Here is a 24,495-nt window from a genome sequence, read left to right on the forward strand (position 1 = left end):
GGGCGCGTGGAGATCGCCGGACGGGAGCTGCCCGAGGGCAGCTGGTGGGACCGCAAGGCCGTCGTCCGGGCCGCGGGGCAGCCGCGCCGGGCGGCCGGGTACGACCTCACCCACCACCACGGCCTGGGCTGATCCTCGTCGGTCCCGCCCTCGTCTCCTGCCCGCGGAGCGCCCAGGACCCCGGCTTCCGCCCGCCCACGGCCGCCGGGACGGAGGGGTCCGCGCGGGCACCGGCCGAGGAGCGCCGCTCCTCGTCGCGTTCGAGGCGGACGCCGGCGGACCGGAACCCGTGTCCTGTCCGATCGCCGCCGAGCGGCCGGAGATCCGGCCGGGGCTCGCGCCGAGGCCCCCGCGCCCGGACGCACGGGCGGCCCCGGGCCCCGTGACTGGCCCGGACCGCCTCCGCCCACGGATTAGGATGGACGCCATGGCCAAGACCAGTACGACGACCCAGGGGCTGCGCACGGCGATCGAGCGCAGCGGCTACTACCCGGCCCTCGTGGCCGACGCGGTGGAGGCCGCCGTGGGCGGCGAACCCATCAGGTCGTACCTGGTCCACCAGGAGACGACGTTCGACCAGAACGAGGTGCGCCGGCATGTGACGGTGCTGGTCCTCACCGGCAACCGCTTCATCGTCAGCCACACCGACGAGCAGGCCGCCGACACCACCTCCCCGACGCCGTACGCCACCACCTCCACCGAGTCCGTCAAGCTCAGCCGGATCTCGTCGGTCGTGGTCAGCCGGGTGGTGGCCAACCCCGAGCAGTACACGCCGGGCACGCTTCCCCGCGAGGTCGTGCTGACCATCGGCTGGGGCGCGGTCAGCCGCATCGACCTGGAGCCCGCCGCCTGCGGCGACCCCAACTGCGACGCGGACCACGGCTACACGGGGAACTCCACGGCGGACGACCTCAGCCTGCGCGTCAGCGAGGCGGGGGACGGCCCGGAGACGGTGCGCCAGGCGCTCGCCTTCGCGCAGGCCATCTCGGAGGCGACCGCGGACTTCACCCGCTGATGTCCCAGTTCTCCACCTGGGACGATCCGGAACCCCTCGCCCTGGACACCGCGCCGCTGCCCGAATACGGCACCGGCTCCCTGGCCGACCTGCTGCCCACCGTGGCCGCCGGTATGGGCGTCCCCGGCCTGACCGCAACGATCACGGAACTGACCGCGGCCGACCGGGTCTGTGTCTTCCTGATCGACGGGCTCGGCTGGGAACAGCTCAGGTCCCACCCCGACGAGGCCCCGTACCTGACCTCCCTGCTCGGCAGCTCGCGCGGCGGCACCGGCCGCCCGCTCACCGCCGGCTACCCCGCCACCACCGCCACCTCCCTCGCCTCCGTGGGCACCGGCCTGCCGCCCGGCGCCCACGGCCTGCCCGGGTACGCCGTACGGAACCCGGCCACCGGCGAGCTGATGAACCAGCTCCGCTGGCACCCGTACACCCCGCCGCGCCCCTGGCAGCCGTACCCCACCGTCTTCGAGCTGGCCCACCAGGCCGGGGTGCACGCCGCGCAGGTGTCCTCGCCCGCCTTCCAGCACACCCCGCTCACCAAGGTGGCGCTCAGCGGCGGCACCTTCCACGGACGGCTCACCGGCGAGGAGCGCATGGACCTCGCCGCCGCGCAGCTGGCCGCCGGGGACCGCTCACTGGTGTACACGTACTACGCCGAACTGGACGGCTCCGGACACCGCTACGGCATCGCCTCCGACACCTGGCGCGGCCAGCTCATGTACGTCGACCGGCTCGTCCAGCGACTCGCGGAGCAACTGCCGCCGCGCAGCGCGCTGTACGTGACCGCCGACCACGGGATGGTCGACATCCCGTTCGACGAGCGGCACCGCATCGACTTCGACGAGGACTGGGAGCTGAGCGCCGGGGTCGCCCTGCTGGGCGGCGAGGGCCGGGCCCGGCACGTGTACGCGGTGCCGGGCGCCGAGAACGACGTCCTGACCTGCTGGCGCGAGGTGCTCGGCGAGCAGTTCTGGGTGGCCTCGCGCGACGAGGCCGTCGCGGCGGGCTGGTTCGGGCCGCGGGTGGACGAGCGCGTGTACCCGCGGATCGGGGACGTGGTCGCCGCCGCACACGACGACGTGCTGCTGATCGCCTCCGAGCGGGAGCCCAAGGAATCGGCGCTGGTCGGCAACCACGGTTCGATGACGTCCGCCGAGCAGCTGGTCCCGCTCCTCGAAGTACGCTCCTGACGGCCCCTCGCCCCGCTCCTCACCGAAAGGCGTTCCACCCCTCATGCCCGAGCTGGTCTTCTTCTCCGGAACGATGGACTGCGGGAAGTCGACGCTGGCTCTCCAGATCGAGCACAACCGCTCCGCGCGCGGCCTCGCCGGGATGATCTTCACCCGGGACGACCGCGCGGGTGAGGGCAAGCTGTCCTCCCGGCTCGGCCTGGTCACCGACGCGGTGGAGGTCGAGGACGGCCAGGACCTGTACTCCTACCTCGTGGACCACCTCTCCCAGGGCGGCCGGGCCGACTATGTGATCGCGGACGAGGCGCAGTTCCTCGCGCCGGAACAGATCGACCAGCTCGCGCGCGTGGTGGACGACCTCGGCCTGGACGTGTTCGCCTTCGGCATCACCACCGACTTCCGCTCCAAGCTCTTCCCCGGCTCGCAGCGGCTCGTGGAGCTGGCCGACCGGATAGAGGTGCTCCAGGTGGAGGCGTTGTGCTGGTGCGGCGCCCGCGCCACGCACAACGCCCGCACGGTCGGGGGCGCGATGGTGGTCGAGGGCGCCCAGGTGGTCGTGGGCGATGTCAACCAGTCGGCGGGCGAGGTCGGTTACGAGGTGCTGTGCCGCCGCCACCACCGGCGCCGGATGACCGCCGCGTCGGCCCGCGCGGCGGCCCTGTCCCCGGACGTCCTGCCGGTCCCGTCCTCCTGAGGGATCAGCCCGGGTCGCGGACCACCGAGAACTCGGCGCCCTCCGGGTCCGCGACCGTCGCCACCCGTCCGTGCGGGCCGTCGTGCGCCGCCCTGAGGATCCGCCCGCCCAGACCGGTCACCTGCCGCAGCGTCTCGTCGACGTCGGCGACCTCGAAGTACGTCCGCCAGTGCGGCCCCCGGTCCCGGGGCATGGCGTGGCCCACCCCGTGCAGCCCGGCCACCGGCCGGTCGCCCAGGCGCAGGGTCACGTAATCGAAGTCGGGGGAGACCACCGGCTCCTCCTCGTAGCCGAACACGCTCGTGTAGAACTTGGCGACGCTCTCCGTCTCGAAGGTCACCAGCTCGTTCCAGACGGGGGTGCCGGGCACACCGGTGATCGCCGTGCCCAGATGCGCGGAGCCCTGCCAGACCCCGAACACCGCCCCGGAGGGGTCGGAGGCGATCACCATCCGGCCCGCCTCGGCGGCGTCCAGCGGGCCGACGGCCACCGTCCCGCCGCACAGCCGTACCGTGTCGGCCGTCCGGTCCACGTCGTCCGAGGCGAAGTACGGCGTCCAGGCGACCGGAAGCCGGTGGTCCGGCGGCAGATGGCCCATGCCCGCCACCTCCCGCCCGTCGAGCAGCGCCCGCACGTACGGGCCGAGCTGCTGCGGGCCCGGCAGGAACTCCCAGCCGAACAGCTCACCGTAGAACTCCTCGGTGGCGTCCAGCCCGTGCGCCATCAGGCTCACCCAGCAGGGTGTGCCGGGCGCGCGCCGCGCGTGCGGACCGGCCGGTTCCCGTGCCTCGGTCATCGATCACTCTCTCCCCGGCCCCTTCACGGTGGCCGTGTCGCTTCCGCTCCCCGGAAGGGGTGTCCGCGCCGCCGGCGCGCACGCCCGTGCCGGTACCCGCATCCTCCGTGGTGCCGCGGGGCCGTGTCGCGCCCGGCGTTCCCCCCGGAAGGATGCCCGAATGCCGTCTTCCGCTGCTTCCTGACGATGGCCGGCGGGTGTCCGTCGGCTGTACGGACGGTGCCCGATCGCATACGCCATGTGACCGAACCTGTCCGGCGGAGCAGAGTAGCCGGACCTGGACGCCGCGGCCACCCCTGGCGTAAGGATGGACGCCATGACAGCCATCATCACCGCAACCCGACTCGCGGACGAGCTGACCGGCGCGAACCCGCCCGTGCTGCTGGACGTCCGCTGGCAGCTGAGCCTGGCGAAGGCGGCGGGCGCGCCGGCCTTCGACGGCCCGGCCGCGTACGCCGCCGGGCACATCCCCGGCGCGGTCTTCGTCGACCTGGACCGGGAACTGGCCGCCGCGCCCGGCACGAACGGCCGCCATCCGCTGCCCGACCTCGCGGAGTTCGGTGCCGCGATGCGCCGCGCGGGCGTGTCGTCGCACCGGCCGGTCGTCGTGTACGACGGCGGGCAGGGCTGGGCCGCCGCGCGCGCGTGGTGGCTGCTGCGCTGGACGGGTCACCCGGACGTGCGGGTGCTCGACGGCGGGTTGCCGTCCTGGCAGGGTGAGCTGACCTGCGAGACACCCGCCCCGGCCGAAGGCGACTACCGTCCCGCGCCCGCGGCCGCGGGGCTGCTCGACGCGGACGCGGCCGCGGCCCTGGCCCGCACGGGCGTGCTCCTGGACGCCCGCGCGGGGGAGCGGTACCGCGGTGAGGTGGAGCCGATCGACCGGGTCGGCGGGCACATCCCGGGCGCCGTGTCGGCGCCCACGACGGAGAACGTGGGTCCCGACGGCCGCTTCCTGCCCGCGGCGGAACTCAGGGACCGCTTCAAGGCCCTGGGCGTCTCGGAGGACACCGAGGTGGGTGTGTACTGCGGTTCGGGCGTCTCGGCCGCCCACGAGGTGCTCGCCCTGGCGGTGGCGGGCGTTCCGGCGGCCCTGTACGTCGGCTCCTGGTCCGAGTGGTCCTCGGATCCGTCCCGCCCGGTGGCTGTGGGTGCGGACCCGCAGTAGGGCAGCCCGGTGAGGGGGCACGCGCGCGTGCCCCCTCACCCGGTGGGGCAACCTACTCCTGCTTCTTGCGGCGCGTGCCGAACACGATCTCGTCCCAGCTCGGTACGGCCGCGCGGCGGCCGGGGCGGACCCCGTCGGCCTCGGCCTGCCGGTCGGTCGCGCCGACGAGCCGGTCACGGTGACTGCCGACGGAGCGCGGCATGAGGACGTCCGCGTAGGCGGAGCCGGCCGACGCGGCGGGTGCCGGGGGTTCCTCGGCGACGGGCTCGTCGTCGACCTCCTCCACGGACTCCGGGGGGCCCTCCGGGACCACCAGGTCGCCCCGGAAGCTCGGCACGGCCTCCAGCAGGCTGGTCAGCGAGTCGCGTTCACCCGTGCTCTCCTCGGCCGGCTCGGACGCCTGCGAGGGCAGGCTGAGCCGCTCCCGGTCGACCCGCTCGAGCGCGCGGTCCATCGACCGCTCGCGCGGCAGCCGGGCGATGCGCGGGACGAACGGGAAGCTCGGCTCGGGTACGGCGAGGTCGTCCGACTCACCGATCAGCGAGCGCGCCTCGTCGTCCACGGCCTGGACGAGCCGCCGGGGCGGGTCGTACGTCCAGCTGGCCGAATGCGGTTCGCCCGCGACCCGGTAGACGAGCAGCACCTCCCAGGTGCCGTCGTCGCGGCGCCAGGAGTCCCACTGCACGGTGTCCTTCTCGGCGCCGCGCAGCAACAGCCGCTCCTGGACGGTCTCGCCGAGCAGCGGGCCGGAGTTCTCACCGGGGCGGCGGACCGGGGTCTTGCGGGCCCGCTCGGCCATGAAGGCGCGCTCGGCCAGCACGGGCCCCTCGAAGCGCCGTACCCGGTCGACGGGAATGCCGGCGAGCTGCGCGACCTCTTCCGCGGTGGCACCGGCTCGTATCCGCGCCTGGATGTCACGCGGGCGCAGATGGCTCTCGACCTCGATCTCGATCTGCCCGAGGCGCGGCCGGTCGCCCCGTACGGCGGCGCGCAGCCGTTCGTCGATCGGAAGCGTGTACTCCGTGGAATCGGCAGCCTTCAGCACCAGCCGTGTGCCGTCATTCGAGACGGCCACGACACGCAGTTCGGGCATGGGGACCTCCCGGGTGGTGCCTGCCGACGTCACGTGCGTCGCTGCTTCCGCTAGTCGAGTGTGGCCTGCCCGGGTTCAGCCTGCCACAACCTTGCCGAGTTGCCCGGCGTGTCGGGCACGGGCCCGGGGCCGCCGTTATGGCACGGTTACCTGTTCGCAACGCTAAGTGACCAACCGCGGTCACCCTGTGCAACCAGCCTCCTCCCGGCGGTCCTGCAAGCCCGCGGGCACCCTGGTGGGAGGCCGGACCCAGGGCTCGCCACAGTACTCCATTCGGGCCATGTGCGTGGATCGGCGCGCCGCCCAACTTCTGGCAAGGGCTGCGACTTGGCCGCGCGCAACCGGTTCTCCCGATCTCGGACGTGGCGAACGTCACGCGCTCTTCCGAAGGCGGTTCCACGGTTTCGTCCCTGCCCCTCGGGGCAGGCAAATACCGCGGGCACCGGGCGAGTTCACCACCTACGCGCCGAGAACCCTGCGTACGTAGTCGTTCTGGAAGAGCCGGTCCGGGTCGAGGCGGTCCCGCAGTGCGGTGAACTCACCGAAGCGCGGGTACACCCGGGCGAGGTACTCCGCGTCCCGCGTGTGGACCTTGCCCCAGTGCGGACGTCCCTCGTGCGCGGTGAGGACCCGCTCGGCGGCGGTGAAGTACGCCCGATAGGGCGTGCCGCGGAACATGTGCACGGCGATGTAGGCACTGTCCCGGCCCGAGGCGGTCGACAGGGTGATGTCGTCGGCCGGCGCGGTGCGCACCTCCACCGGGAAACTCACCCGCAGGCCCGAGCGCTCGACCACGGCCTTGAGTTCGCGCAGCGTCTCCGTCAGGGCGGCGCGCGGGACGGCGTACTCCATCTCCACGAACCGGACCCGGCGCGGCGAGGTGAAGACCTTGTACGGGATGTCCGTGTACGTCCGCGCGGACAGCGCCCTGCTGGAGATCCGGGCGATCGCCGGGACGGTGGCGGGGACGGCGCGGCCGGCCCACTGGGCCACCTGGAAGACGCCGTTGGAGAGGAACTCGTCCTCGAACCAGCCGGCCAGCCGCCCCACCGGCTGCTCGGGGCCCGCGCTGCGGTTGTTGCGCTTGGTGTTGGTGCTGCCGGTGTGCGGGAACCAGTAGAACTCGAAGTGCTCGTTCTCGGCCCACAGCTGGTCGAACTCGGCGAGTACGCGCTCGAAGGGCATCGGTTCCTCGCGCGCGGTGAGCAGGAAGAGCGGTTCCACGGCGAAGGTGAGGGCGGTGACGATGCCGAGGGCGCCCAGGCCGACGCGGGCCGCCGCGAAGACGTCCGGGTTCTCCTGCGCGGAGCAGGTGAGCACCGAGCCGTCCGCCGTGACGACTTCCAGTGCCGTGACCTGCGCGGCGATCGAACCCGACTCGCGGCCCGTGCCGTGCGTGCCGGTGCTGATGGCCCCGGAGACGGTCTGTTCCATGATGTCGCCCATGTTGGTGAGCGACAGGCCCTCGCGCGCGAGGGCGGCGTTGAGTCTCTTGAGCGGGGTGCCCGCCTCCACCGTGACGGTCATGGACGTACGGTCGATGCCGCGTATGCCCGTCAACAGTTGAGGGCGTATCAACACACCGTCGGTGGCGGCTATGGACGTGAAGGAGTGGCCGGTTCCCACCGCCTTCACCTTCAGGCCGTCCTCGCGGGCCCTGCGCACCGCCGCGGCCAGCTCCTCCACCGAGGCGGGCGTGACCTGCCGGGCGGGCCGGGCCGAGACGTTGCCGCCCCAGTTACGCCAGGTGCCGTTCTTCCCGCTCGCTGTGCTGCCCAACGGTGCCTCCCCGACCCGAGGCCGGCCTGCGCAGCCGGCGGTACCCGAGGAAACCCACCACGACCGCGACGGCCCCGGACACCACCGGGACCCCGTACCCGGCCCGCGCCCCGGCTGCGTCGATCACCCAGCCGGCCAGGGAGGAGCCGAGCGCGACGCCGACCGCGAGACCGGTGCTCACCCAGGTCATGCCTTCGGTGAGCCGCGCGCGAGGTACGTGCTCTTCGATCAGGGACATCGTCGTGATCATCGTCGGTGCGATGGACAGCCCCGAAACGAACAGCGCCACGGCCAGAAGCGGCAGGTTCCCGACCAGTAGGAGGGGGATCATACTCACGGCCATGGCCGTGACGCCCAGCAACCAGCGTCGTTCGGGCGCCCCGGTGAAGCGCAGCAGCCCGAAGACGGCGCCCGCCGTCCCGGAACCGGCCGCGTACAGCGCCAGGACCATGCTCGCCGCGGCCTTGTGGCCGCGTTCGTCGGCGAAGGCGACGGTGACCACGTCCACCGCTCCGAAGATCGTGCCGGTCGCCACGAAGGTCGCCACCAGGACCCGCAGCCCCGCCGAGCGCAGGGCGCTGCCGTCGGCGTGCCGCTCGCGCGGATGCGGCTCGGGCTCGGTGGCGCGCTGGGCGGTGAGCCAGAGGACGCCGGCCGCCAGGAAGCAGGCGGCCAGCAGGGGGCCGGCCTCCGGGAACCACGCCGTGCACAGGCCGATGGAGAGGATCGGCCCGACGACGAAGCAGATCTCGTCCACGACCGACTCGAAGGAGTAGGCCGTGTGCAGCTTCGGGGTGCCCCGGTACAGCGCCGCCCACCGGGCCCGGATCATCGCGCCCAGGCTGGGCACCGAGCCGATCCCGGCGGCGCACACGAACAGCACCCAGTCCGGCCACCGCAGGTGCGCGGCGAGCAGCAGCCCGGCCGCCGCGGCCAGCGCCACCAGCGTCGCGGGGCGCAGCACCCGGCGCTGCCCGTGCCGGTCCACCAGCCGGGAGATCCGCGGCCCGAGCACGGCGGCGGAGAGCGCGATGGTGGCCGACAGGGCGCCCGCGAGGCCGTACCGCCCGGTGAGCTGGGAGACCATCGTGACCACGCCGATGCCCATCATCGACAGCGGCATCCGGCCGAGGAATCCCGCGGCGGAGAAGGCCTTGGTGCCGGGCGCGGCGAACAGGGCTCTGTAGGGGCTGGGCACGTGGTCTCCGGAGTGGCTCGGTAAGGCGCCATGCGGCTCACACAGCTTACAAGTGAGGCGACCCCTCATCGCATCGTGTGTCAAACGTGGGAAAAGCGGATCAAAACATCCGCAACGCGACTCTACGTCCGGCTGATTCCCCGCTGTCGGCGCCGGGTGGCAGGATCGAGACATGCCAGACGCGCTCGATGCCAGCCCCTACGACGCCCTGCTCCTGCTCTCCTTCGGCGGCCCCGAAGGCCCGGACGACGTGGTCCCCTTCCTGGAGAACGTCACGCGCGGGCGCGGCATCCCGAAGGAACGCCTCAAGGAGGTCGGGCAGCACTACTTCCTCTTCGGCGGGGTCAGCCCCATCAACGACCAGAACCGCGCCCTGCTGGACGCCCTGCGCAAGGACTTCGCCGAACACGGCCTGAACCTGCCGGTGTACTGGGGGAACCGCAACTGGGCGCCGTATCTCACGGACACCCTGCGCCAGATGGCCGCCGACGGCCGCCGCCGCGTCCTGGTCCTCGCCACCAGCGCCTACGCCTCCTACTCGGGCTGCCGCCAGTACCGCGAGAACCTCGCCGACGCGCTGGCCACCCTGGAGCGCGAGGGCCTCCGCCCGCCGGCGGTCGACAAGCTGCGGCACTACTTCAACCACCCCGGTTTCGTCGAACCCATGACCGACGGCGTGCTGCGCTCCCTCGCCGACCTCCCCGAGGACGTCCGCGCGGGCGCCCACATCGCCTTCACCACCCACTCCGTGCCGACCGCCGCCGCCGACACCTCCGGTCCGGCCGAGGCCCACGGCGAGGGCGGCGCCTACGTCGAGCAGCACCTGGACGTGGCCCGGCTGATCACCGACGCCGTCCGCGAGCGCACCGGCGTCGACCACCCCTGGCGGCTCGTCTACCAGTCCCGCTCCGGCGCCCCGCACATCCCGTGGCTGGAACCCGACATCTGCGACCACCTTCAGGAGCGGCACGCGGCGGGCGTCCCCGCCGTCGTCATGGCTCCCATCGGCTTCGTCTCCGACCACATGGAGGTCCTCTACGACCTCGACACCGAGGCGAAGGCCAAGGCCGAGGAGCTGGGCCTGCCGGTGCGCCGCTCGGCCACCGTGGGCGCCGATCCGCGGTTCGCGGCGGCGGTCCGCGAGCTGGTCCTGGAACGGGCCACCGTGGAACGCGGCGGCCGGGCCGCCCCCTGCGCCCTGGGCGCGCTCGGTCCCAGCCACCACGTGTGCCCGGCCGGCTGCTGCCCGGCCCGCGCCCCCCGCCCGGCCGCCGCGGGCGCCGACAGCCCCTACGCGTGAGGACACCCGTGACCGACGCCCTGCACCGGGACCTGCTCGCCCTCGCCCAGGAGGCCGCCCGCCGCGCCGGCGAGCTCCTGCGGGACGGCCGCCCCGCCGATCTGGCCGTGGCCAGGACCAAGTCCAGCCCCATCGACGTCGTCACCGAGATGGACATCGCGGCGGAGAGGCTGATCACCGATCTGATCTCCGGACGGCGCCCCGACGACGGCTTCCTCGGGGAGGAGGGCGCCTCGGCCGAGGGCACGAGTGGCGTCCGCTGGGTGATCGACCCCCTCGACGGCACGGTCAACTACCTGTACGGGCTGCCGACCTGGGCGGTGTCCATCGCGGCCGAGCAGGACGGGGAGACCGTCGCCGGGGTGGTCGCGGCGCCGATGCGCGGCGAGACGTACCACGCCGTGCGTGGCGGCGGCGCGTGGGCCACGGGCGCGTGGGAGGGAGAGCGGGCGCTCACCTGCCGCCCCGCGCCCCCGTTGGACCAGGCACTGGTCTCCACCGGCTTCAACTACGTCACCGAGGTCCGCGCCCATCAGGCCGAGGTGGCCGGCCGGCTGATCCCGCTGCTGCGGGACATCCGGCGCAGCGGCTCGGCGGCGGTCGACCTGTGCGACGTGGCCTGCGGCCGGCTCGACGGGTACTACGAGCGCGGACTTCACCCGTGGGACGTCGCGGCAGGGGACCTGATCGCCCGGGAGGCGGGTGCCCTGACCGGTGGACGCCCCGGAGAGCGCCCCTCACGTGACCTCACGGTCGCGGGGACGCCGGGGGTGTTCGAGCCCCTCCAGCGGCTGCTGGAGGACTTCGGCGCCTGGCACGACTGACGCTCGTCCCGGACCGGGTCCGGGACGAGCGAGGGGCCCCCGGCGCTGGATTCGCCGGGGGCCCCGCTGTCGAGCTTCGGGCAGGTCAGACGCGTGAAGCGCCGACCTCCACGCCGTGTTCGGCGGCGAGGCGTCGCAGGTCGTCCAGCTCTGCCTGCTCCACCTCGACGAGGAAGTCGTCGCCCTCGTCACGAGCCCGCGACAGATCGGACTCCGTCGCCCTTATGCGCTGGAGAAGTCCCGCGGTGAAAGCGTCCATGCTGCGCCCCCTCGTCATGGGTCGTGGGTCGGGTGGCACGGGGGTGTGCCGGGTGGAAGGGGTGATCACGTCTCTCGCGGGTGCCCAGCGCTGCCCGGCCGGGCGGCGACGGTGCCGGACACCCACGCCCGCTCTGCGAAGCGGACCGCGAAGTACCACATGGTGCTGTGGCACATGCAGAGCGTGATCGCGGGGTGTACAGCCGTCCTCCCCGCACGCCGTTCCCCGGAAACCTCGGACGGAGCACAAAATCTCGCGTTCCTCCGCCGGCACCCGGATTCCTGCGGCCCGGACCTCGTCTTACAGCCGACTTACGGCCGAAAAGGGCAGGATGGGGGCCACATCCCACGAACACCCCCGCCCGCGGGGCGCACACGGCGCGCCGCGCGGTGGACACAGGAAGGACAAGCGACGTGCGCGTACTCGTCGTCGAGGACGAGCAGCTGCTCGCCGATGCGGTGGCCACCGGACTGCGCCGGGAGGCCATGGCCGTCGACGTCGTGTACGACGGTGCGGCCGCCCTGGAACGCATCGGCGTGAACGACTACGACGTCGTCGTCCTCGACCGCGACCTCCCGCTCGTGCACGGCGACGACGTCTGCCGCAAGATCGTCGAGCTGGGCATGCCCACGCGCGTGCTCATGCTCACCGCCTCCGGCGACGTCAGCGACCGGGTCGAGGGCCTGGAGATCGGCGCCGACGACTATCTGCCCAAGCCGTTCGCGTTCAGCGAGCTGATCGCGCGCGTGCGCGCCCTCGGCCGCCGGACCAGCGTGCCGCTGCCGCCGGTCCTGGAGCGGGCCGGGATCAAGCTCGACCCCAACCGCCGCGAGGTCTTCCGCGACGGCAAGGAGATCCAGCTCGCGCCCAAGGAGTTCGCGGTCCTGGAGGTGCTGATGCGCAGCGAGGGCGCGGTGGTCTCCGCCGAGCAGCTGCTGGAGAAGGCGTGGGACGAGAACACCGACCCGTTCACCAACGTGGTGCGCGTGACGGTCATGACCCTGCGCCGCAAACTGGGCGAGCCGCCCGTCATCGTCACGGTCCCCGGCTCCGGCTACCGGATCTGACCGGCCGTGGCCGCCACCCCCGCGCCCCCGCAGGCGCCGCCGAAACCCACCTGGGACCCCAGCAGGGCGCAACCTCCCTTCCCGTGGCTGCGCCCGACCATCCGCATACGGCTCACGCTGCTGTACGGCGGCATGTTCCTGATCGCCGGCATTCTGCTGCTGTCGATCATCTATCTGCTGGCCGCCCAGGCGATCAGCACCGGGAACCAGCCGCTTTTCAAGATCGTCAGTTTCCAGAAGCTCCAGGTCTCCAGCGACAACTGCCCCGCGATCAACACCACGAGCCTGCCCCTCGAGGACTTCAAGGACGCGATCAGCCGGTGTGTGACCCACCAGCGCCAGGAGGCCCTGGACAATCTGCTCAGTCGCTCCCTGCTGGCCCTGCTGGGGCTCGCCGTCATCGCCTTCGCGTTCGGCTACGCGATGGCCGGCCGCGTGCTCTCCCCGCTCGGCCGGATCACCCGTACCGCCCGCCAGGTGGCCGGTTCGGACCTGTCGCGCCGGATCGAGCTGGACGGCCCGGACGACGAGCTGAAGGAGCTGGCGGACACCTTCGACGACATGCTGGAGCGGCTGCAGCGGGCCTTCACCGCCCAGCAGCGCTTCGTCGGCAACGCCTCGCACGAACTGCGCACCCCGCTGGCGATCAACCGCACGCTCCTCGAGGTGCACCTGTCGGATCCGGACGCGCCGGTCGAGCTCCAGCAGCTCGGCAGGACCCTTTTGGCCACCAACGAGCGCAGTGAACAGTTGGTCGAGGGCCTGCTGCTGCTCGCCCGGAGCGACAACCAGATCGTCGAGCGCAAGCCCGTCGACCTGGCCGAGGTCGCGACGCAGGCCGTCGACCAGGTGCACGCCGAGGCGGAGGCCAAGGGCGTCGAGATCCGCGGTGAGCGCAAACCGGCCGTCGTGCGGGGCAACGGCGTGCTGCTGGAGCGGATCGCCCTGAATCTCGTGCAGAATGCGGTGCGCTACAACGTGGCCGAGCACGGCTGGGTGGAGGTGCATACCGAGGTCGAGCACGGGCAGGCTGTGCTCACCGTCTCGAACACCGGCCCGGTGGTGCCCGCGTACGAGATCGACAACCTCTTCGAGCCCTTCCGGCGGCTGCGCACGGAGCGGACGGGCAGCGACAAGGGCGTGGGCCTCGGTCTGTCGATCGTCCGGTCGGTGACCCGCGCGCACGGCGGGCACATCCTGGCAACGCCCCGGGAAGGCGGTGGCCTGGTGATGCGTGTCACCCTGCCGGTGTGACGGGCGACCGACACACGCGGAGTCCGTTCGCTCGGCGCGGAATTTCCCGACCACCGCGCGGGGTTCTCCCTGTGTGATCGATCACATGGACGATTTTCCGGCCATGCACGCAGAGTGATCATGGCCGTAGGTGGAAAGCCGGGAAAGTCCTGGTTTTCAGGGCACTTGATCACGGGAAGTACACGATGAGGCGCCTTTGAGGTGCGGCATCCGAACCGTGTACGGTCCTCACCGCCAGCCAAGCCGATCACCATCAAGTGGTCGGGTTGGGTGTCGATTGAGTAACAGACCTTGATGTGAGGCAAAATCTCCGCCTCAGGTCGGGCACAGATCCGGCCTCTCACGCGTTACGTGCGCTGGAGACACCGCAGACACCCAGAGGGGGAGAGCGATATGGCAACCGATTACGACACTCCACGCAAGACCGACGACGACGTCGACTCGGACAGTCTTGAAGAGCTGAAGGCCAGGCGGAACGACAAGTCCACCTCGTCGGTGGACGTCGACGAGTTCGAGGCCGCCGAAGGCCTCGAACTGCCCGGAGCGGACCTCTCGAACGAGGAGCTGGCCGTCCGGGTGCTGCCCAAGCAGCAGGACGAGTTCACATGTATGAGCTGCTTCCTGGTGCACCACCGCAGCCAGCTGGCCCGGGAGAAGAACGGTCAGCCGATCTGCCGCGACTGCGACTGAGGACGGGTCGGCCGTGTCTGGCTCGACCCCTCCACGGAAGCGCCGCTTCTCCTTGCGGAAAGCGGACCAAGGGCCGTCAGACGGCTCGCACGGCGCGCGTGACGACGAGCGGGGCTCACCCGGGGCGGTGGCCTCGCCCGGACCGGCGGCCGACAGGGACGACCTGCCGGTGCCGGTGCGGCCGCCCGTCGCACGGCGCCGGGCTGTGGTCCTGCGCCAAAGGGCCAGGGACCTCGCCCGGGAAGGGTCCCGCAAGGGCGGCAGCCACGCCCGCGCGGGCCTGGCGTACGTCGCGGACCGCATCATCGACATCGCGCCCCGGGTGCCCGTACGCGGTCTCGACACCCTGCGCGGACAGTTCCCCGGACTCGGGCCGGAGGAGCTGGCCGACAAGCTGGTGGCGGGCGCGGCGGCCGGCACCTCGGCGGTCGGAGCCGGGATCGGGGCGGCGGCGATGCTGCCCGTGCCGCCGGCCATGCCGACCGAACTCGCCGCGGAGATCACCGGGGTCGCCGCGATCGAGCTGAAACTCATCGCCGAACTGCACGAGGTCTACGGCGTCCGTGCACCGGGCGGGCTGAGAGCCCGCAGCACCGCGTACCTGTCCGCCTGGTCGGAGGAGCGCGGCATCGACGTGACGAAACCGTCGACGTACGACACGGCCCTCGGCGGCCGGATGAAACGCGAACTGCGCCGGCAGATCATGAAGCGGATGGTCCGCAACCTGCCCAACCTGACGCCGTTCATGGTGGGAGCCGCGGTCGGAGCGGTCATGAACCGCCGGGACACCAGAAAGCTCGCCGCACAGATCCGGGCCGACCTGCGCCGGATCCAGGTGCCCTGGGACGAGTTGCCCGAGCTGCCGCCGCTGGAGAAGCCGGCGGATCCGCTGTCCCTGCGCGAGCTCCCCGAGGAGCCGTAGGAGCCACCGCCAGGAAGCCCCGGCGCTCCCGGGGTCTCAGACGCCCGGAACCGCCTCGGGTGCCGTGCACCGCATCAGGCGTTCGCCGTGCGGGCCGCCTCGATCGCCGCCGCCAGCTTCTCCGGCTCACGCGTCGACAGGTACAGGTACGGCGTCGGGTCCTGCGGATCCGTGACCTCCACGCGCAACGCCGTCGGGATGTAGGCACGCAGCAGCAGGAAGGCGCGGGTGTCGGCCTTGTACGTACGCCAGGCACGTGCCTCCTGCGCGTCCAGCACCTGCGTCGCGCCCAGCGCCGACACGGGGATCCGCGCCTCGCCCGCGACCAGGGAGTCGCCCACGACCCGGATGCGCGGAGAGCCGTAGGCACTCGCCACCACCGCCGCGGCGGCCGTACCCCCGACCAGCCCGCCGAGCAGCGGCAGGGTGCCGAAGGGAAGCAGGATCAGCGCGAAGGAGACGCCCACCAGGAAGCTGATCAGCCACCACGAACGGGGGGCGGTGAGGCGTTCTTCGTAGGGGGTGGCGGAGAGCTGCATGAGGCCAAGCTTGGCACGGGATCCGCGCAGGCCCGACGCACGGGTAAGGTCTGCGGCTGTGAGTGGTAGTCCCGCAGCTCTTCAGCCTCCCGCGGACGCGGTGAAACCGGTACGGCACCCCGACGCGCCCGCGCCCGGGGAGCTTCTCGGCGCCCACTACGAACACTGCTTCGGCTGCGGTCCCGGGCAGCCGCACGGACTGCACCTGGAGGCCCGCGCCGGCGAGGGCGTCACGCTGACCGCCGAGTTCACCGTCCGGCCCGCCCACCAGGGCGCCCCCGGCCTCGCGCACGGCGGAGTGCTGGCCACGGCCCTGGACGAGACCCTCGGCTCGCTGAACTGGCTGCTGCGCACCATCGCCGTGACGGGACGACTGGAGACGGACTTCGTCCGGCCCGTCCCCCTCGGCACCACGCTGCACCTGGCGGCCGAGGTGACCGCCGTCGCCGGGCGGAAGATCTACTGCACCGCCACCGGACGCATCGGCGGCCCCGGCGGACCGGTCGCCGTCCGCGCCGACGCCCTCTTCGTGGAGGTCAAGATCGACCACTTCATCGACCACGGCCGCGGCGAGGAGATCCGGGCGGCCATGGAGGATCCCGATCAGATCCGCCGTGCCCGTGCCTTCGAGGTGAACCCGTGACCGCGGCAGGCCCCGCCGGCCGGGTGCCCCTGGACGTGCAGATCCGGCGCGTCGATCCGGACGTACCGCTTCCGGCGTACGAGCATCCCGGGGACGCCGGAGCCGATCTGCGCACCACCGAGGCCTGCGTGCTTCGGCCCGGCGAACGGGCCGTTCTGCCCACGGGAGTGTCGATCGCCCTGCCCGAGGGGTACGCGGCCTTCGTGCATCCGCGTTCCGGCCTCGCCGCCCGCTGCGGTGTCGCCCTCGTCAATGCCCCGGGGACGGTCGATGCCGGGTACCGTGGGGAGATCAAGGTGATCGTGGTGAATCTCGACCCGCGCGAGAGCGTGCGGTTCGAGCGCTTCGACCGGATTGCCCAACTGGTCGTCCAGCAGGTCGAGAGGGTCCGCTTCCAGGAGGTCGCGGAACTTCCCGGCTCGGCGCGGGCCGAAGGGGGCTTCGGGTCCACCGGTGGCCATGCCGCGGTGGGCGGCGAGAGCGGCACAAGCGGTCAGGCCGCCGAGGGCGGTCCGACGGGTGGGAATCGATACGCTTCGGTCGTATCCGACCGGGAAGGACAGTGACGTGTTCGGACGTCGCAAGAAGAAGGGTGCCGCCGAGGAAGCGGCCGGCGAGGCCGAGCAGGTCGTCGACAGCGTCGACACCGAGGCGGACGAAGAGGAGGCCGAGCGCGAGCGAGAGCGCGTCCGGCTGGAGCCCGGGCCCCGGCCCGACGGGCCGTGGGACAGCAGTGAGGTGCGCGACCCGGCCGAGGGCCGCGTGGACCTCGGTGGTCTGTTCGTACCGGGCGTCGACGGCATGGAGCTGCGGGTCGAGGTCGCCGGTGACGCGATCGTCGCCGCGACCGTCGTGCTGCGTGACAGCGCCATCCAGCTCCAGGCGTTCGCCGCGCCCAAGCGCGAGGGCATCTGGGGCGAGGTCCGTGAGGAGATCGGCAGCGGTATCACCCAGCAGGGTGGCATCATCGACGAGGTCGAGGGCCCCCTCGGCTGGGAGCTGCGCGCCCAGGTGCCGGTGCAGCTGCCCGACGGCACCGGCGGCTTCCAGGTCGTCCGGTTCGTCGGTGTGGACGGCCCGCGCTGGTTCCTGCGCGGTGTGATCTCCGGCCAGGGCGCCGTGCAGCCGCAGGCCGCCGGGCTGCTGGAGCAGATCTTCCGCGACACGGTCGTGGTCCGCGGTGAGGGCCCGATGGCCCCGCGCGACCCCATCGTCCTCAAGCTCCCGAACGACGCCCAGATGGTCCCCGAGGGCGTTCAGCAGGAGGAGGAAGGCTCGCGCTTCTCCGGCGGTATGGGACATCTCCAGCGCGGACCGGAGATCACCGAGGTCCGCTAGGGCCTCTCGCCGGGGTCGAAAGACCCTGGCCCCTCCGTTCGCCTTCAGCCGTGACACCGGGCCGTACTCCCCGCGGGGAGTACGGCCCGCTGCGCGTGACGGGCCGAAGCCCGCGGTGCGTGCCCGAGGCCGGTCGCGCGGTCTCCCGCGGCGCGCCCGTCGTCCGGCGTGCCGGGGAGGTACCCCGGCGTGCTCATCGGGGTCGCGTCAAAGTCGCCCGCCGCCCCCGATCCCGTTCGGTCCGCCGTGATGGCGGGCCAGTAGGGTCGACGCCGCAGGCAACGGGCACGGGAAGACCATGAGGCCAGGGCACCCGGCAGGCCACGGATCCACCTGGGCGCGGCACCCGGCGTGGGCAGGGCCTACCCGATGCTCGCCGAGGCGCACCGCCGGACCGACCGGGGCACCGACTGCGTCGTCGCGCCGGCGCGTCCTGGTCGCCGCCGGTGCCCTCGCCGACCGCGGGGAGGTACGGGTGGTGGACCGCGGGCCGGGGCGTGCCGGACGAGGCCAGGGACCGTATCGTCGAGCCGTTCCAGCGCTACGGTGACGCCCCGCTCGGCGCCGGTGCCGGACTCGGCCCCGCCGTCGCCCGGGATTTCCGCCGAGGCCGTGGGCGGCACCCCCGACGCGAGGACACGCCGGGCGGCGGGCTCACCATGGTGCTGACCCTGCGCGCGGCGGGCCCGCGCCCCGGCTCCCGCGACGTGGGCACGGACATCGCGGACGACGGGGACACGGGCACGGACATCGCAGAACCGGAAAGGCAGGTCCTATGACGACCCGGGTGCTCGTGGTCGACGACGAGCCGCAGATCGTGCGGGCCCTCGTGATCAACCTCAAGGCGCGCGGGTACGAGGCCGACGCCGCCTCCGACGGCAGGACCGCCCTCGAACTCGTCGCCTCCCGCCACCCCGACGTCGTCGTCCTCGGCCTCGGCCTGCCCGACATGGACGGCGTCGAGGTGATCAGGGGCCTGCGCGGCCGGACCCGCGTGCCGATCCTGGTGCTCTCCGCGCGGCCCTCCTCCGACGAGAAGGCGGAGGCGCTGGACGCCGGCGCCGACGACTACGTCACCAAGCCCTTCGGCATGGACGAGCTGCTGGACCGGCTCCGCGCCGCCGTCCGCCGGGCCGAGCCGGCCGGGCCCGGCGAGGACGACCTGACGACCGTGGAGACCGCGGGCTTCACCGTCGACCTGACCGCGAGGAAGGTGCACCGCGGCGGCAGGGACGTCCGACTCACCCCCACCGAGTGGCACCTGCTGGAGGTGCTGGTCCGCAACACCGGCCGCCTGGTCGGCCAGAAGCAGCTGCTCCAGGAGGTGTGGGGGCCGTCGTACGGCACCGAGACCAACTACCTGCGCGTGTACATGGCCCAGCTGCGCAGGAAGCTGGAGGCGGACCCCTCGCACCCGGAGCACTTCATCACCGAGCCGGGCGTCGGCTACCGGTTCGAGAAGTGAGGCGGCGGTCGTTCGCTGTGTGCGGCGGTCGCGGGGTGGTGAGCTGCGCACCGGTCCTGTCGGCGCACCCCGGTACGCTTCAGGTATGAGTGCTGTTCCTCGTTCCGAAAAGCCGGCCGGCCGGTTCCGGCGCATGCTCGACCGGCTCTCCTCGTCGCAGGAGGACCTGGAGTCCGAGGAGCTGCGCGAGGACGCCGAAACCGCGGGCTGCACGAAGATCGGCGACTGCCGTGACCGGCAGATCGTCACGGTAACTGGTACCTTGCGCACGGTCACCTTGCGCCCGCGCGCCGGCGTCCCGGCCCTGGAGGCCGAGCTGTTCGACGGCTCGGCCGCGCTGGACGTGGTGTGGCTCGGCAGGCGTTCCATCGTGGGCATAGAGCCGGGGCGCAAGCTGATCGCATCGGGCCGGGTCTCCATGAGCCGGGGCCGCCGGGTGCTGTTCAACCCCAAATACGAACTGCGACCCCTCGGACGGGAGTAGCCGGTGACGTCCCTCGACAAGCCGACCCAGGACACCGACCAGCCCCCGTCGGAGGTGAGCGAACCGGGCGGGCCCCGCCCGGACGACGCCCGCGCCGTGACGGAGGCCGCGCTGTTCGAGGCGTTCGGTGGTGTCCGTGGCATGGTCGAGACGGTCGTGCCGGGCCTGCTCTTCGTCACGATCTTCACGATCAGCAAGGACCTGCACCTCTCGGCGATCGCCGCACTGGTCGTGTCGCTGGTGCTGGTCGTGGTCCGGCTGGCCATGAAGGACACCGTCAAGCACGCCTTCAGCGGCGTCTTCGGCGTGGCCTTCGGCGTCGTGTTCGCGATGTTCACGGGCAACGCCAAGGACTTCTACCTCCCCGGCATGATCTACACGCTCGGCCTGGCGGTGGCGTACATCGTCACGACCCTCGCCGGCGTGCCCCTGATCGGCCTGATCCTCGGCCCGGTCTTCAAGGAGAACCTCTCCTGGCGCACCCGCAATCCGGGCCGCAAGAAGGCGTACGCCAAGGCCAGTTGGGCCTGGGGTCTGATCCTGCTCGCCAAGTGCGCGATCCTCTTCCCGCTGTACTGGTGGGCCGACACCACCCAGCTCGGCTGGATCCTGATCGCCCTGAAGATCCCGCCGTTCCTGCTGGCGGTCTGGCTGACCTGGGTCTTCCTCGCCAAGGCGCCGGCCCCCATCGACGTCTTCGCGGAGATGGAGGCCGAGGAGCGGGCCGAAAAGGCGGCGAAGGAGCGCGAGGCCGCCACGGCCGCGGAGAGCGGCGAGCCGACGGGCGGACGGCACCGCCGGGAGGCGTGAGCGAGGTCCTACGACGCCGAAGGGCGCCCCCTGGCAGTCAGGGGGCGCCCTTCGCCGTACCAACGACCGCTGCCGATGCCTGCCGTCCGCTGCCGGACGGCGCGGGCGCCGGCCGCCCGCCGCAGGAGACGCTCAGGCCTCTTCCCGGCGTACCGACAGCAGTTCCTCCAGCTGCTCCTCCCGGGCCTGCGCGGCCACGAAGAGGAGTTCGTCGCCCGCCTCCAGGGAGTCCTCCCCGGAGGGGGTCAGCACACGGGTGCCGCGGATGATCGTGACCAGGGAGGTGTCCTGCGGCCACTCCACGTCGCCGACCTGGGTGCCGGCCAGGGCCGACTCCTCCGGCAGGGTCAGCTCCACCAGGTTGGCGTCACCGTGGCTGAAGCGGAGCAGGCGGACCAGGTCGCCGACGCTCACCGCCTCCTCGACCAGGGCGGACATCAGGCGCGGGGTGGAGACGGCGACGTCGACGCCCCAGGCCTCGTTGAACAGCCACTCGTTCTTGGGGTTGTTCACGCGGGCCACGACGCGCGGAACGCCGTACTCCGTCTTGGCGAGCAGCGAGACGACCAGGTTCACCTTGTCGTCGCCGGTCGCGGCGATCACGACGTTGCAGCGCTGCAACGCCGCCTCGTCCAGGGACGTGATCTCGCAGGCGTCGGCCAGCAGCCACTCCGCCTGCGGGACGCGCTCGACCGAGATGGCGGTCGGCGCCTTGTCGATCAGCAGGACCTCGTGGCCGTTCTCGAGCAGCTCGCCCGCGATCGAGCGGCCGACGGCGCCGGCCCCGGCAATGGCGACCCTCATCAGTGACCGCTCTCCTCTTCCGGGCCACCGGCGAACGCCGCCTCGACCTTGTCCACGTCGTCCGTCCGCATCATCACGTGCACGAGGTCGCCCTCCTGGAGCACCGTCTGCGAGCTGGGCAGGATCGCCTCGCCCAGGCGGGTCAGGAACGCCACCCGGACGCCCGTCTCCTCCTGGAGCCTGCTGATCTTGTGACCGACCCACTTCGGCGAGGCGTGCACCTCGGCGAGCTGCACCCCGCCGGTGGGGTCGCGCCACAGCGGCTCGGCCCCGGAGGGCAGCAGGCGGCGCAGCATCTGGTCGGCGGTCCAGCGGACCGTGGCCACGGTGGGGATGCCCAGGCGCTGGTAGACCTCGGCGCGACGGGGGTCGTAGATGCGGGCGGCGACGTTCTGCACGCCGAACATCTCACGGGCCACGCGGGCGGAGATGATGTTGGAGTTGTCACCGCTGGAGACGGCGGCGAAGGCACCGGCTTCCTCGATGCCCGCCTCGCGCAGGGTGTCCTGGTCGAAGCCGACACCGGTGACCCGGCGGCCTCCGAAGCCCGGGCCCAGCCGGCGGAAGGCGGTGGGATCCTGGTCGATCACGGCGACCGTGTGTCCCTGTTGCTCCAGGGTCTGGGCAAGAGCGGAACCCACTCGTCCGCAGCCCATGATGACGATGTGCACAACCGTCCTTCCGGTGTCCCAAAGTTACTGCTGAGCATCAGGGTCTCAGACCGACGCCCAAAGCTACACACGGGTGCTGCCCGGGCGGCACCCCTGCGCCGGGACCGGGGGAAGCCGCCGCCGAGTGATGCTGCGCACGCTGCACAGGGTCAGGATTCCGAGGCCGGTGAGGGCGAGCGCCGCCCCGATCAGCTCCGCGGTCGCGGGCATGGCACCTCCGGAGGGCGATGGCGGGCGGGGTTTGCCATCTAGACACGGAGGGCACCCGCACCACGGAATCCGTAGTTCCGTGCGCCCCCGATTTCACTCGTGAGGCAGATACAGCACGCCGGGTGGGCGGGTGCCAGTTCAAAGGCTTACGATCCTCTCTCGTGTCCAAACTGACCGACGTGCCCAAACGGATCCTGATCGGGCGCGCACTGCGCAGTGACCGGCTGGGCGAGACGCTCCTGCCGAAGCGCATCGCACTGCCCGTCTTCGCCTCCGACCCGCTGTCCTCCGTCGCCTACGCGCCGGGGGAGGTCCTGCTGGTCCTGTCCATCGCGGGCGTGTCGGCGTACCACTTCAGCCCCTGGATCGCGGTCGCGGTCGTGGTGCTGATGTTCACCGTGGTCGCCTCCTACCGGCAGAACGTGCATGCCTACCCGAGCGGCGGCGGCGACTACGAGGTCGCCACCACCAACCTCGGCCCCAAGGCCGGCCTGACCGTGGCCAGCGCCCTGCTCGTCGACTATGTGCTGACCGTCGCCGTCTCCATCGCCTCCGGCATCGAGAACCTCGGCTCCGCGATCCCCTACGTGGTCCAGCACAAGGTGCTCTGCGCCGCGGCCGTGATCATCCTGCTGACGCTGATGAACCTGCGCGGCGTGAAGGAGTCGGGCAAGCTCTTCGCGATCCCGACGTACGTCTTCGTGGGCGGCGTCTTCATCATGATCGCCTGGGGCGCCTTCCGCGGCCTGCTCCTGGGCGACACCATGCGCGCCCCGACCGCCGACTACCACATCAGGGCCGAGCACCAGGGGCTCGCGGGCTTCGCGCTCGTCTTCCTGCTGCTGCGCGCCTTCTCCTCCGGCTGTGCGGCCCTCACCGGCGTGGAGGCGATCTCCAACGGCGTCCCCGCCTTCCGCAAGCCGAAGTCGAAGAACGCCGCCACCACGCTCGCGATGATGGGCCTGCTGGCCGTCACCATGTTCTGCGGAATCATCGCGCTCGCCATGACCACCAAGGTCCGCATGGCCGAGAACCCCGCGACCGACCTGCTGCACCACGGCGTCCCGCTCGGCGGGGGGTACGTGCAGAACCCGGTGATCTCCCAGGTCGCCGAGGCGGTCTTCGGCAAGGGCAGCTTCCTGTTCGTCGTCCTGGCCGCCGCCACCGCGCTGGTCCTGTTCCTGGCCGCCAACACGGCCTACAACGGCTTCCCGCTGCTCGGCTCGATCCTCGCCCAGGACCGCTACCTGCCGCGCCAGCTGCACACCCGCGGTGACCGCCTCGCCTTCTCCAACGGCATCGTGCTGCTCTCCGGAGCGGCGATGCTGCTGGTGTTCCTCTACGGCGCCGACTCCACCCGCCTGATCCAGCTCTACATCGTCGGTGTGTTCGTGTCCTTCACGCTCAGCCAGACCGGCATGGTCCGGCACTGGAACCGCCACCTCGCGGTCGAGAAGGACCCGGCCAAGCGCAGCCACATGATCCGCTCCCGCGCGATCAACACGTTCGGCGCCTTCTTCACCGGCCTGGTGCTCGTCGTCGTCCTGGTCACCAAGTTCACCCACGGCGCCTGGGTGGCCCTGCTCGGCATGTGCATCTTCTACGCGACGATGACCGCGATCCGGAAGCACTACGACCGCGTCGCCGAGGAGATCGCCGCCCCCGAGGGCCCGAGCGACGACATGGTCCGCCCCTCCCGCGTCCACTCGGTCGTCCTGATCTCCAAGATCCACCGCCCCACGCTCCGCGCCCTGGCCTACGCCAAGCTGATGCGCTCCGACACCCTGGAGGCGCTCACCGTCAACGTGGACCCGGCCGAGACGAAGGCGCTGCGCGAGGAGTGGGAGCGGCGCGGGATCGACGTACCGCTGAAGGTGCTGGACTCGCCCTACCGCGAGGTCACCCGCCCGGTGATCGAGTACGTCAAGAGCCTGCGCAAGGAGTCCCCGCGCGACGCGGTCTCCGTGATCATCCCCGAGTACGTGGTCGGCCACTGGTACGAGCACCTGCTGCACAACCAGAGCGCCCTGCGCCTGAAGGGCCGCCTGCTGTTCACGGCCGGCGTGATGGTCACCTCCGTCCCCTACCAGCTGGCCTCCTCCGAGGCCGCCCGGACCCGTGCCCGCAAGCGGCAGGAGTGGAACGCACCGGGCGCGGTCCGGCGCGGCCCGGCCGTGATGCGGCCCAAGGAGCCGTCGGGCAAGGACTGAGCCGGGGCGGGAAGGCCGTAGACTGGTGGGCTGTTGTCCGGCCCACCGGTGTGCGGCCGTCCCTCGCGCCAC

General features: G+C 72.1%; 26 protein-coding genes and 1 pseudogene. 19 read left to right on the forward strand and 8 right to left on the reverse strand.

Annotation, left to right across the window (positions count from 1 at the left end; genetic code table 11):
• Positions 1–6: 6 nt before the first annotated feature.
• The 4 genes from ACF1BE_RS09175 (at position 7) to ACF1BE_RS09190 (ending at position 2,899) form a co-directional block, all read left to right on the forward strand.
• Entirely contained in the window at positions 7–132 is a 126-nt protein-coding gene (locus tag ACF1BE_RS09175; RefSeq protein ID WP_392198346.1) for a hypothetical protein, read from the forward strand.
• Between the two features lie 286 nt (positions 133–418).
• Positions 419–1,015, forward strand: a complete 597-nt coding sequence (locus ACF1BE_RS09180; RefSeq protein ID WP_392198347.1) for a DUF5998 family protein — start codon at positions 419–421, stop codon at positions 1,013–1,015.
• The gene (locus tag ACF1BE_RS09185) at positions 1,015–2,205 is read left to right on the forward strand and encodes an alkaline phosphatase family protein (protein ID WP_392198348.1); all 1,191 of its coding nucleotides are present in this window, start codon (positions 1,015–1,017) and stop codon (positions 2,203–2,205) included. Before ACF1BE_RS09180 ends, ACF1BE_RS09185 begins: the two co-directional genes overlap by 1 nt.
• A 43-nt stretch (positions 2,206–2,248) precedes the next feature.
• Positions 2,249–2,899 (forward strand): thymidine kinase, encoded by a 651-nt coding sequence (locus ACF1BE_RS09190; protein WP_392198349.1) that lies wholly within the window; start codon positions 2,249–2,251, stop codon positions 2,897–2,899.
• A gap of 4 nt (positions 2,900–2,903) precedes the next feature.
• On the opposite strand, the gene ACF1BE_RS09195 is transcribed toward ACF1BE_RS09190, so the two are convergent.
• Entirely contained in the window at positions 2,904–3,695 is a 792-nt protein-coding gene (locus ACF1BE_RS09195; RefSeq protein ID WP_392198350.1) for a VOC family protein, read from the reverse strand.
• Positions 3,696–4,011: 316 nt separating this feature from the next.
• Here ACF1BE_RS09195 and ACF1BE_RS09200 point away from each other — a divergent pair, with 316 nt between their 5' ends.
• Entirely contained in the window at positions 4,012–4,863 is an 852-nt protein-coding gene (locus ACF1BE_RS09200; RefSeq protein WP_392198351.1) for a sulfurtransferase, read from the forward strand.
• Between the two features lie 52 nt (positions 4,864–4,915).
• Here the strand turns inward: ACF1BE_RS09200 and sepH are convergent, their stop codons facing one another.
• The 3 genes from sepH to ACF1BE_RS09215 all read right to left on the reverse strand — a co-directional run bounded on the left by sepH (position 4,916) and on the right by ACF1BE_RS09215 (position 8,933).
• Entirely contained in the window at positions 4,916–5,956 is a 1,041-nt protein-coding gene (gene sepH / locus ACF1BE_RS09205) for a septation protein SepH (RefSeq protein ID WP_392198352.1), read from the reverse strand.
• A gap of 459 nt (positions 5,957–6,415) precedes the next feature.
• Positions 6,416–7,735, reverse strand: coding sequence for a D-arabinono-1,4-lactone oxidase (locus ACF1BE_RS09210; protein ID WP_392198353.1), 1,320 nt, complete (start codon positions 7,733–7,735; stop codon positions 6,416–6,418).
• Positions 7,695–8,933, reverse strand: a complete 1,239-nt coding sequence (locus tag ACF1BE_RS09215) for an MFS transporter (RefSeq protein WP_392198354.1) — start codon at positions 8,931–8,933, stop codon at positions 7,695–7,697. Before ACF1BE_RS09215 ends, ACF1BE_RS09210 begins: the two co-directional genes overlap by 41 nt.
• Before the next feature lie 172 nt (positions 8,934–9,105).
• Between ACF1BE_RS09215 and ACF1BE_RS09220 the strand changes: the two genes are divergently transcribed.
• Entirely contained in the window at positions 9,106–10,233 is a 1,128-nt protein-coding gene (locus tag ACF1BE_RS09220; RefSeq protein WP_392198355.1) for a ferrochelatase, read from the forward strand.
• 8 nt (positions 10,234–10,241) lie between these two features.
• Positions 10,242–11,057 (forward strand): inositol monophosphatase family protein, encoded by an 816-nt coding sequence (locus tag ACF1BE_RS09225; RefSeq protein ID WP_392198356.1) that lies wholly within the window; start codon positions 10,242–10,244, stop codon positions 11,055–11,057.
• A gap of 85 nt (positions 11,058–11,142) precedes the next feature.
• Here ACF1BE_RS09225 and ACF1BE_RS09230 read toward each other — a convergent pair whose 3' ends face one another.
• Positions 11,143–11,316 (reverse strand): hypothetical protein, encoded by a 174-nt coding sequence (locus ACF1BE_RS09230; protein WP_023546087.1) that lies wholly within the window; start codon positions 11,314–11,316, stop codon positions 11,143–11,145.
• 413 nt (positions 11,317–11,729) lie between these two features.
• On the opposite strand from ACF1BE_RS09230, the gene ACF1BE_RS09235 reads away from it, so the two are divergent.
• The 4 genes from ACF1BE_RS09235 (at position 11,730) to ACF1BE_RS09250 (ending at position 15,249) form a co-directional block, all read left to right on the forward strand.
• Positions 11,730–12,383, forward strand: coding sequence for a response regulator transcription factor (locus ACF1BE_RS09235; RefSeq protein ID WP_031165802.1), 654 nt, complete (start codon positions 11,730–11,732; stop codon positions 12,381–12,383).
• Between the two features lie 6 nt (positions 12,384–12,389).
• Positions 12,390–13,637, forward strand: coding sequence for a sensor histidine kinase (locus ACF1BE_RS09240; RefSeq protein WP_392198357.1), 1,248 nt, complete (start codon positions 12,390–12,392; stop codon positions 13,635–13,637).
• 393 nt (positions 13,638–14,030) lie between these two features.
• The gene (locus ACF1BE_RS09245) at positions 14,031–14,327 is read left to right on the forward strand and encodes a DUF4193 domain-containing protein (protein WP_003997302.1); all 297 of its coding nucleotides are present in this window, start codon (positions 14,031–14,033) and stop codon (positions 14,325–14,327) included.
• A 13-nt stretch (positions 14,328–14,340) separates the two neighbouring features.
• Positions 14,341–15,249, forward strand: coding sequence for a hypothetical protein (locus tag ACF1BE_RS09250; RefSeq protein WP_392198358.1), 909 nt, complete (start codon positions 14,341–14,343; stop codon positions 15,247–15,249).
• A 74-nt stretch (positions 15,250–15,323) separates the two neighbouring features.
• Here the strand turns inward: ACF1BE_RS09250 and ACF1BE_RS09255 are convergent, their stop codons facing one another.
• Positions 15,324–15,788, reverse strand: coding sequence for a DUF3093 domain-containing protein (locus ACF1BE_RS09255; RefSeq protein WP_121786488.1), 465 nt, complete (start codon positions 15,786–15,788; stop codon positions 15,324–15,326).
• Positions 15,789–15,846: 58 nt separating this feature from the next.
• Between ACF1BE_RS09255 and ACF1BE_RS09260 the strand changes: the two genes are divergently transcribed.
• From ACF1BE_RS09260 to ACF1BE_RS09290, 7 genes and pseudogenes are all read left to right on the forward strand, one after another.
• On the forward strand, positions 15,847–16,431 hold the full coding sequence (locus tag ACF1BE_RS09260) for a PaaI family thioesterase (RefSeq protein WP_392198359.1): 585 nt from the start codon (positions 15,847–15,849) through the stop codon (positions 16,429–16,431).
• Positions 16,428–16,997: a dUTP diphosphatase gene (gene dut, locus ACF1BE_RS09265; protein WP_392198360.1), complete on the forward strand. Its 570-nt coding sequence runs from the start codon at positions 16,428–16,430 to the stop codon at positions 16,995–16,997. The genes ACF1BE_RS09260 and dut overlap by 4 nt, the downstream gene beginning before the upstream one ends.
• A 1-nt stretch (position 16,998) precedes the next feature.
• A complete protein-coding gene (locus tag ACF1BE_RS09270; RefSeq protein WP_392198361.1) occupies positions 16,999–17,769 on the forward strand; it encodes a DUF3710 domain-containing protein in 771 nt (256 codons plus the stop codon).
• 424 nt (positions 17,770–18,193) lie between these two features.
• Positions 18,194–18,548 (forward strand): annotated as a pseudogene (locus tag ACF1BE_RS09275) (sensor histidine kinase); the annotation flags it as partial.
• The gene (locus tag ACF1BE_RS09280; protein WP_392198362.1) at positions 18,545–19,234 is read left to right on the forward strand and encodes a response regulator; all 690 of its coding nucleotides are present in this window, start codon (positions 18,545–18,547) and stop codon (positions 19,232–19,234) included. The pseudogene ACF1BE_RS09275 and the gene ACF1BE_RS09280, both read left to right, overlap by 4 nt.
• 85 nt (positions 19,235–19,319) lie before the next feature.
• Positions 19,320–19,718 carry an OB-fold nucleic acid binding domain-containing protein gene (locus ACF1BE_RS09285; RefSeq protein WP_392198363.1) on the forward strand — a complete coding sequence of 133 codons (399 nt, stop codon included), beginning with the start codon at positions 19,320–19,322 and terminating at the stop codon, positions 19,716–19,718.
• 3 nt (positions 19,719–19,721) lie between these two features.
• A complete protein-coding gene (locus ACF1BE_RS09290) occupies positions 19,722–20,528 on the forward strand; it encodes a DUF3159 domain-containing protein (protein ID WP_392198364.1) in 807 nt (268 codons plus the stop codon).
• A 132-nt stretch (positions 20,529–20,660) separates the two neighbouring features.
• Here the strand turns inward: ACF1BE_RS09290 and ACF1BE_RS09295 are convergent, their stop codons facing one another.
• Complete coding sequence (locus ACF1BE_RS09295; protein WP_361992697.1) at positions 20,661–21,332, reverse strand: TrkA family potassium uptake protein; 672 nt, start codon at positions 21,330–21,332, stop codon at positions 20,661–20,663.
• Positions 21,332–22,003: an NAD-binding protein gene (locus ACF1BE_RS09300; protein ID WP_392198365.1), complete on the reverse strand. Its 672-nt coding sequence runs from the start codon at positions 22,001–22,003 to the stop codon at positions 21,332–21,334. The genes ACF1BE_RS09295 and ACF1BE_RS09300 overlap by 1 nt, the downstream gene beginning before the upstream one ends.
• Before the next feature lie 371 nt (positions 22,004–22,374).
• Here ACF1BE_RS09300 and ACF1BE_RS09305 point away from each other — a divergent pair, with 371 nt between their 5' ends.
• On the forward strand, positions 22,375–24,423 hold the full coding sequence (locus tag ACF1BE_RS09305; RefSeq protein WP_392198366.1) for an APC family permease: 2,049 nt from the start codon (positions 22,375–22,377) through the stop codon (positions 24,421–24,423).
• Positions 24,424–24,495: the final 72 nt, after the last annotated feature.

Origin of the sequence: Streptomyces sp. NPDC014991 (genome assembly GCF_043080665.1) — a bacterium.
In the GTDB taxonomy this organism is placed as follows: Bacteria; Actinomycetota; Actinomycetes; order Streptomycetales; family Streptomycetaceae; genus Streptomyces.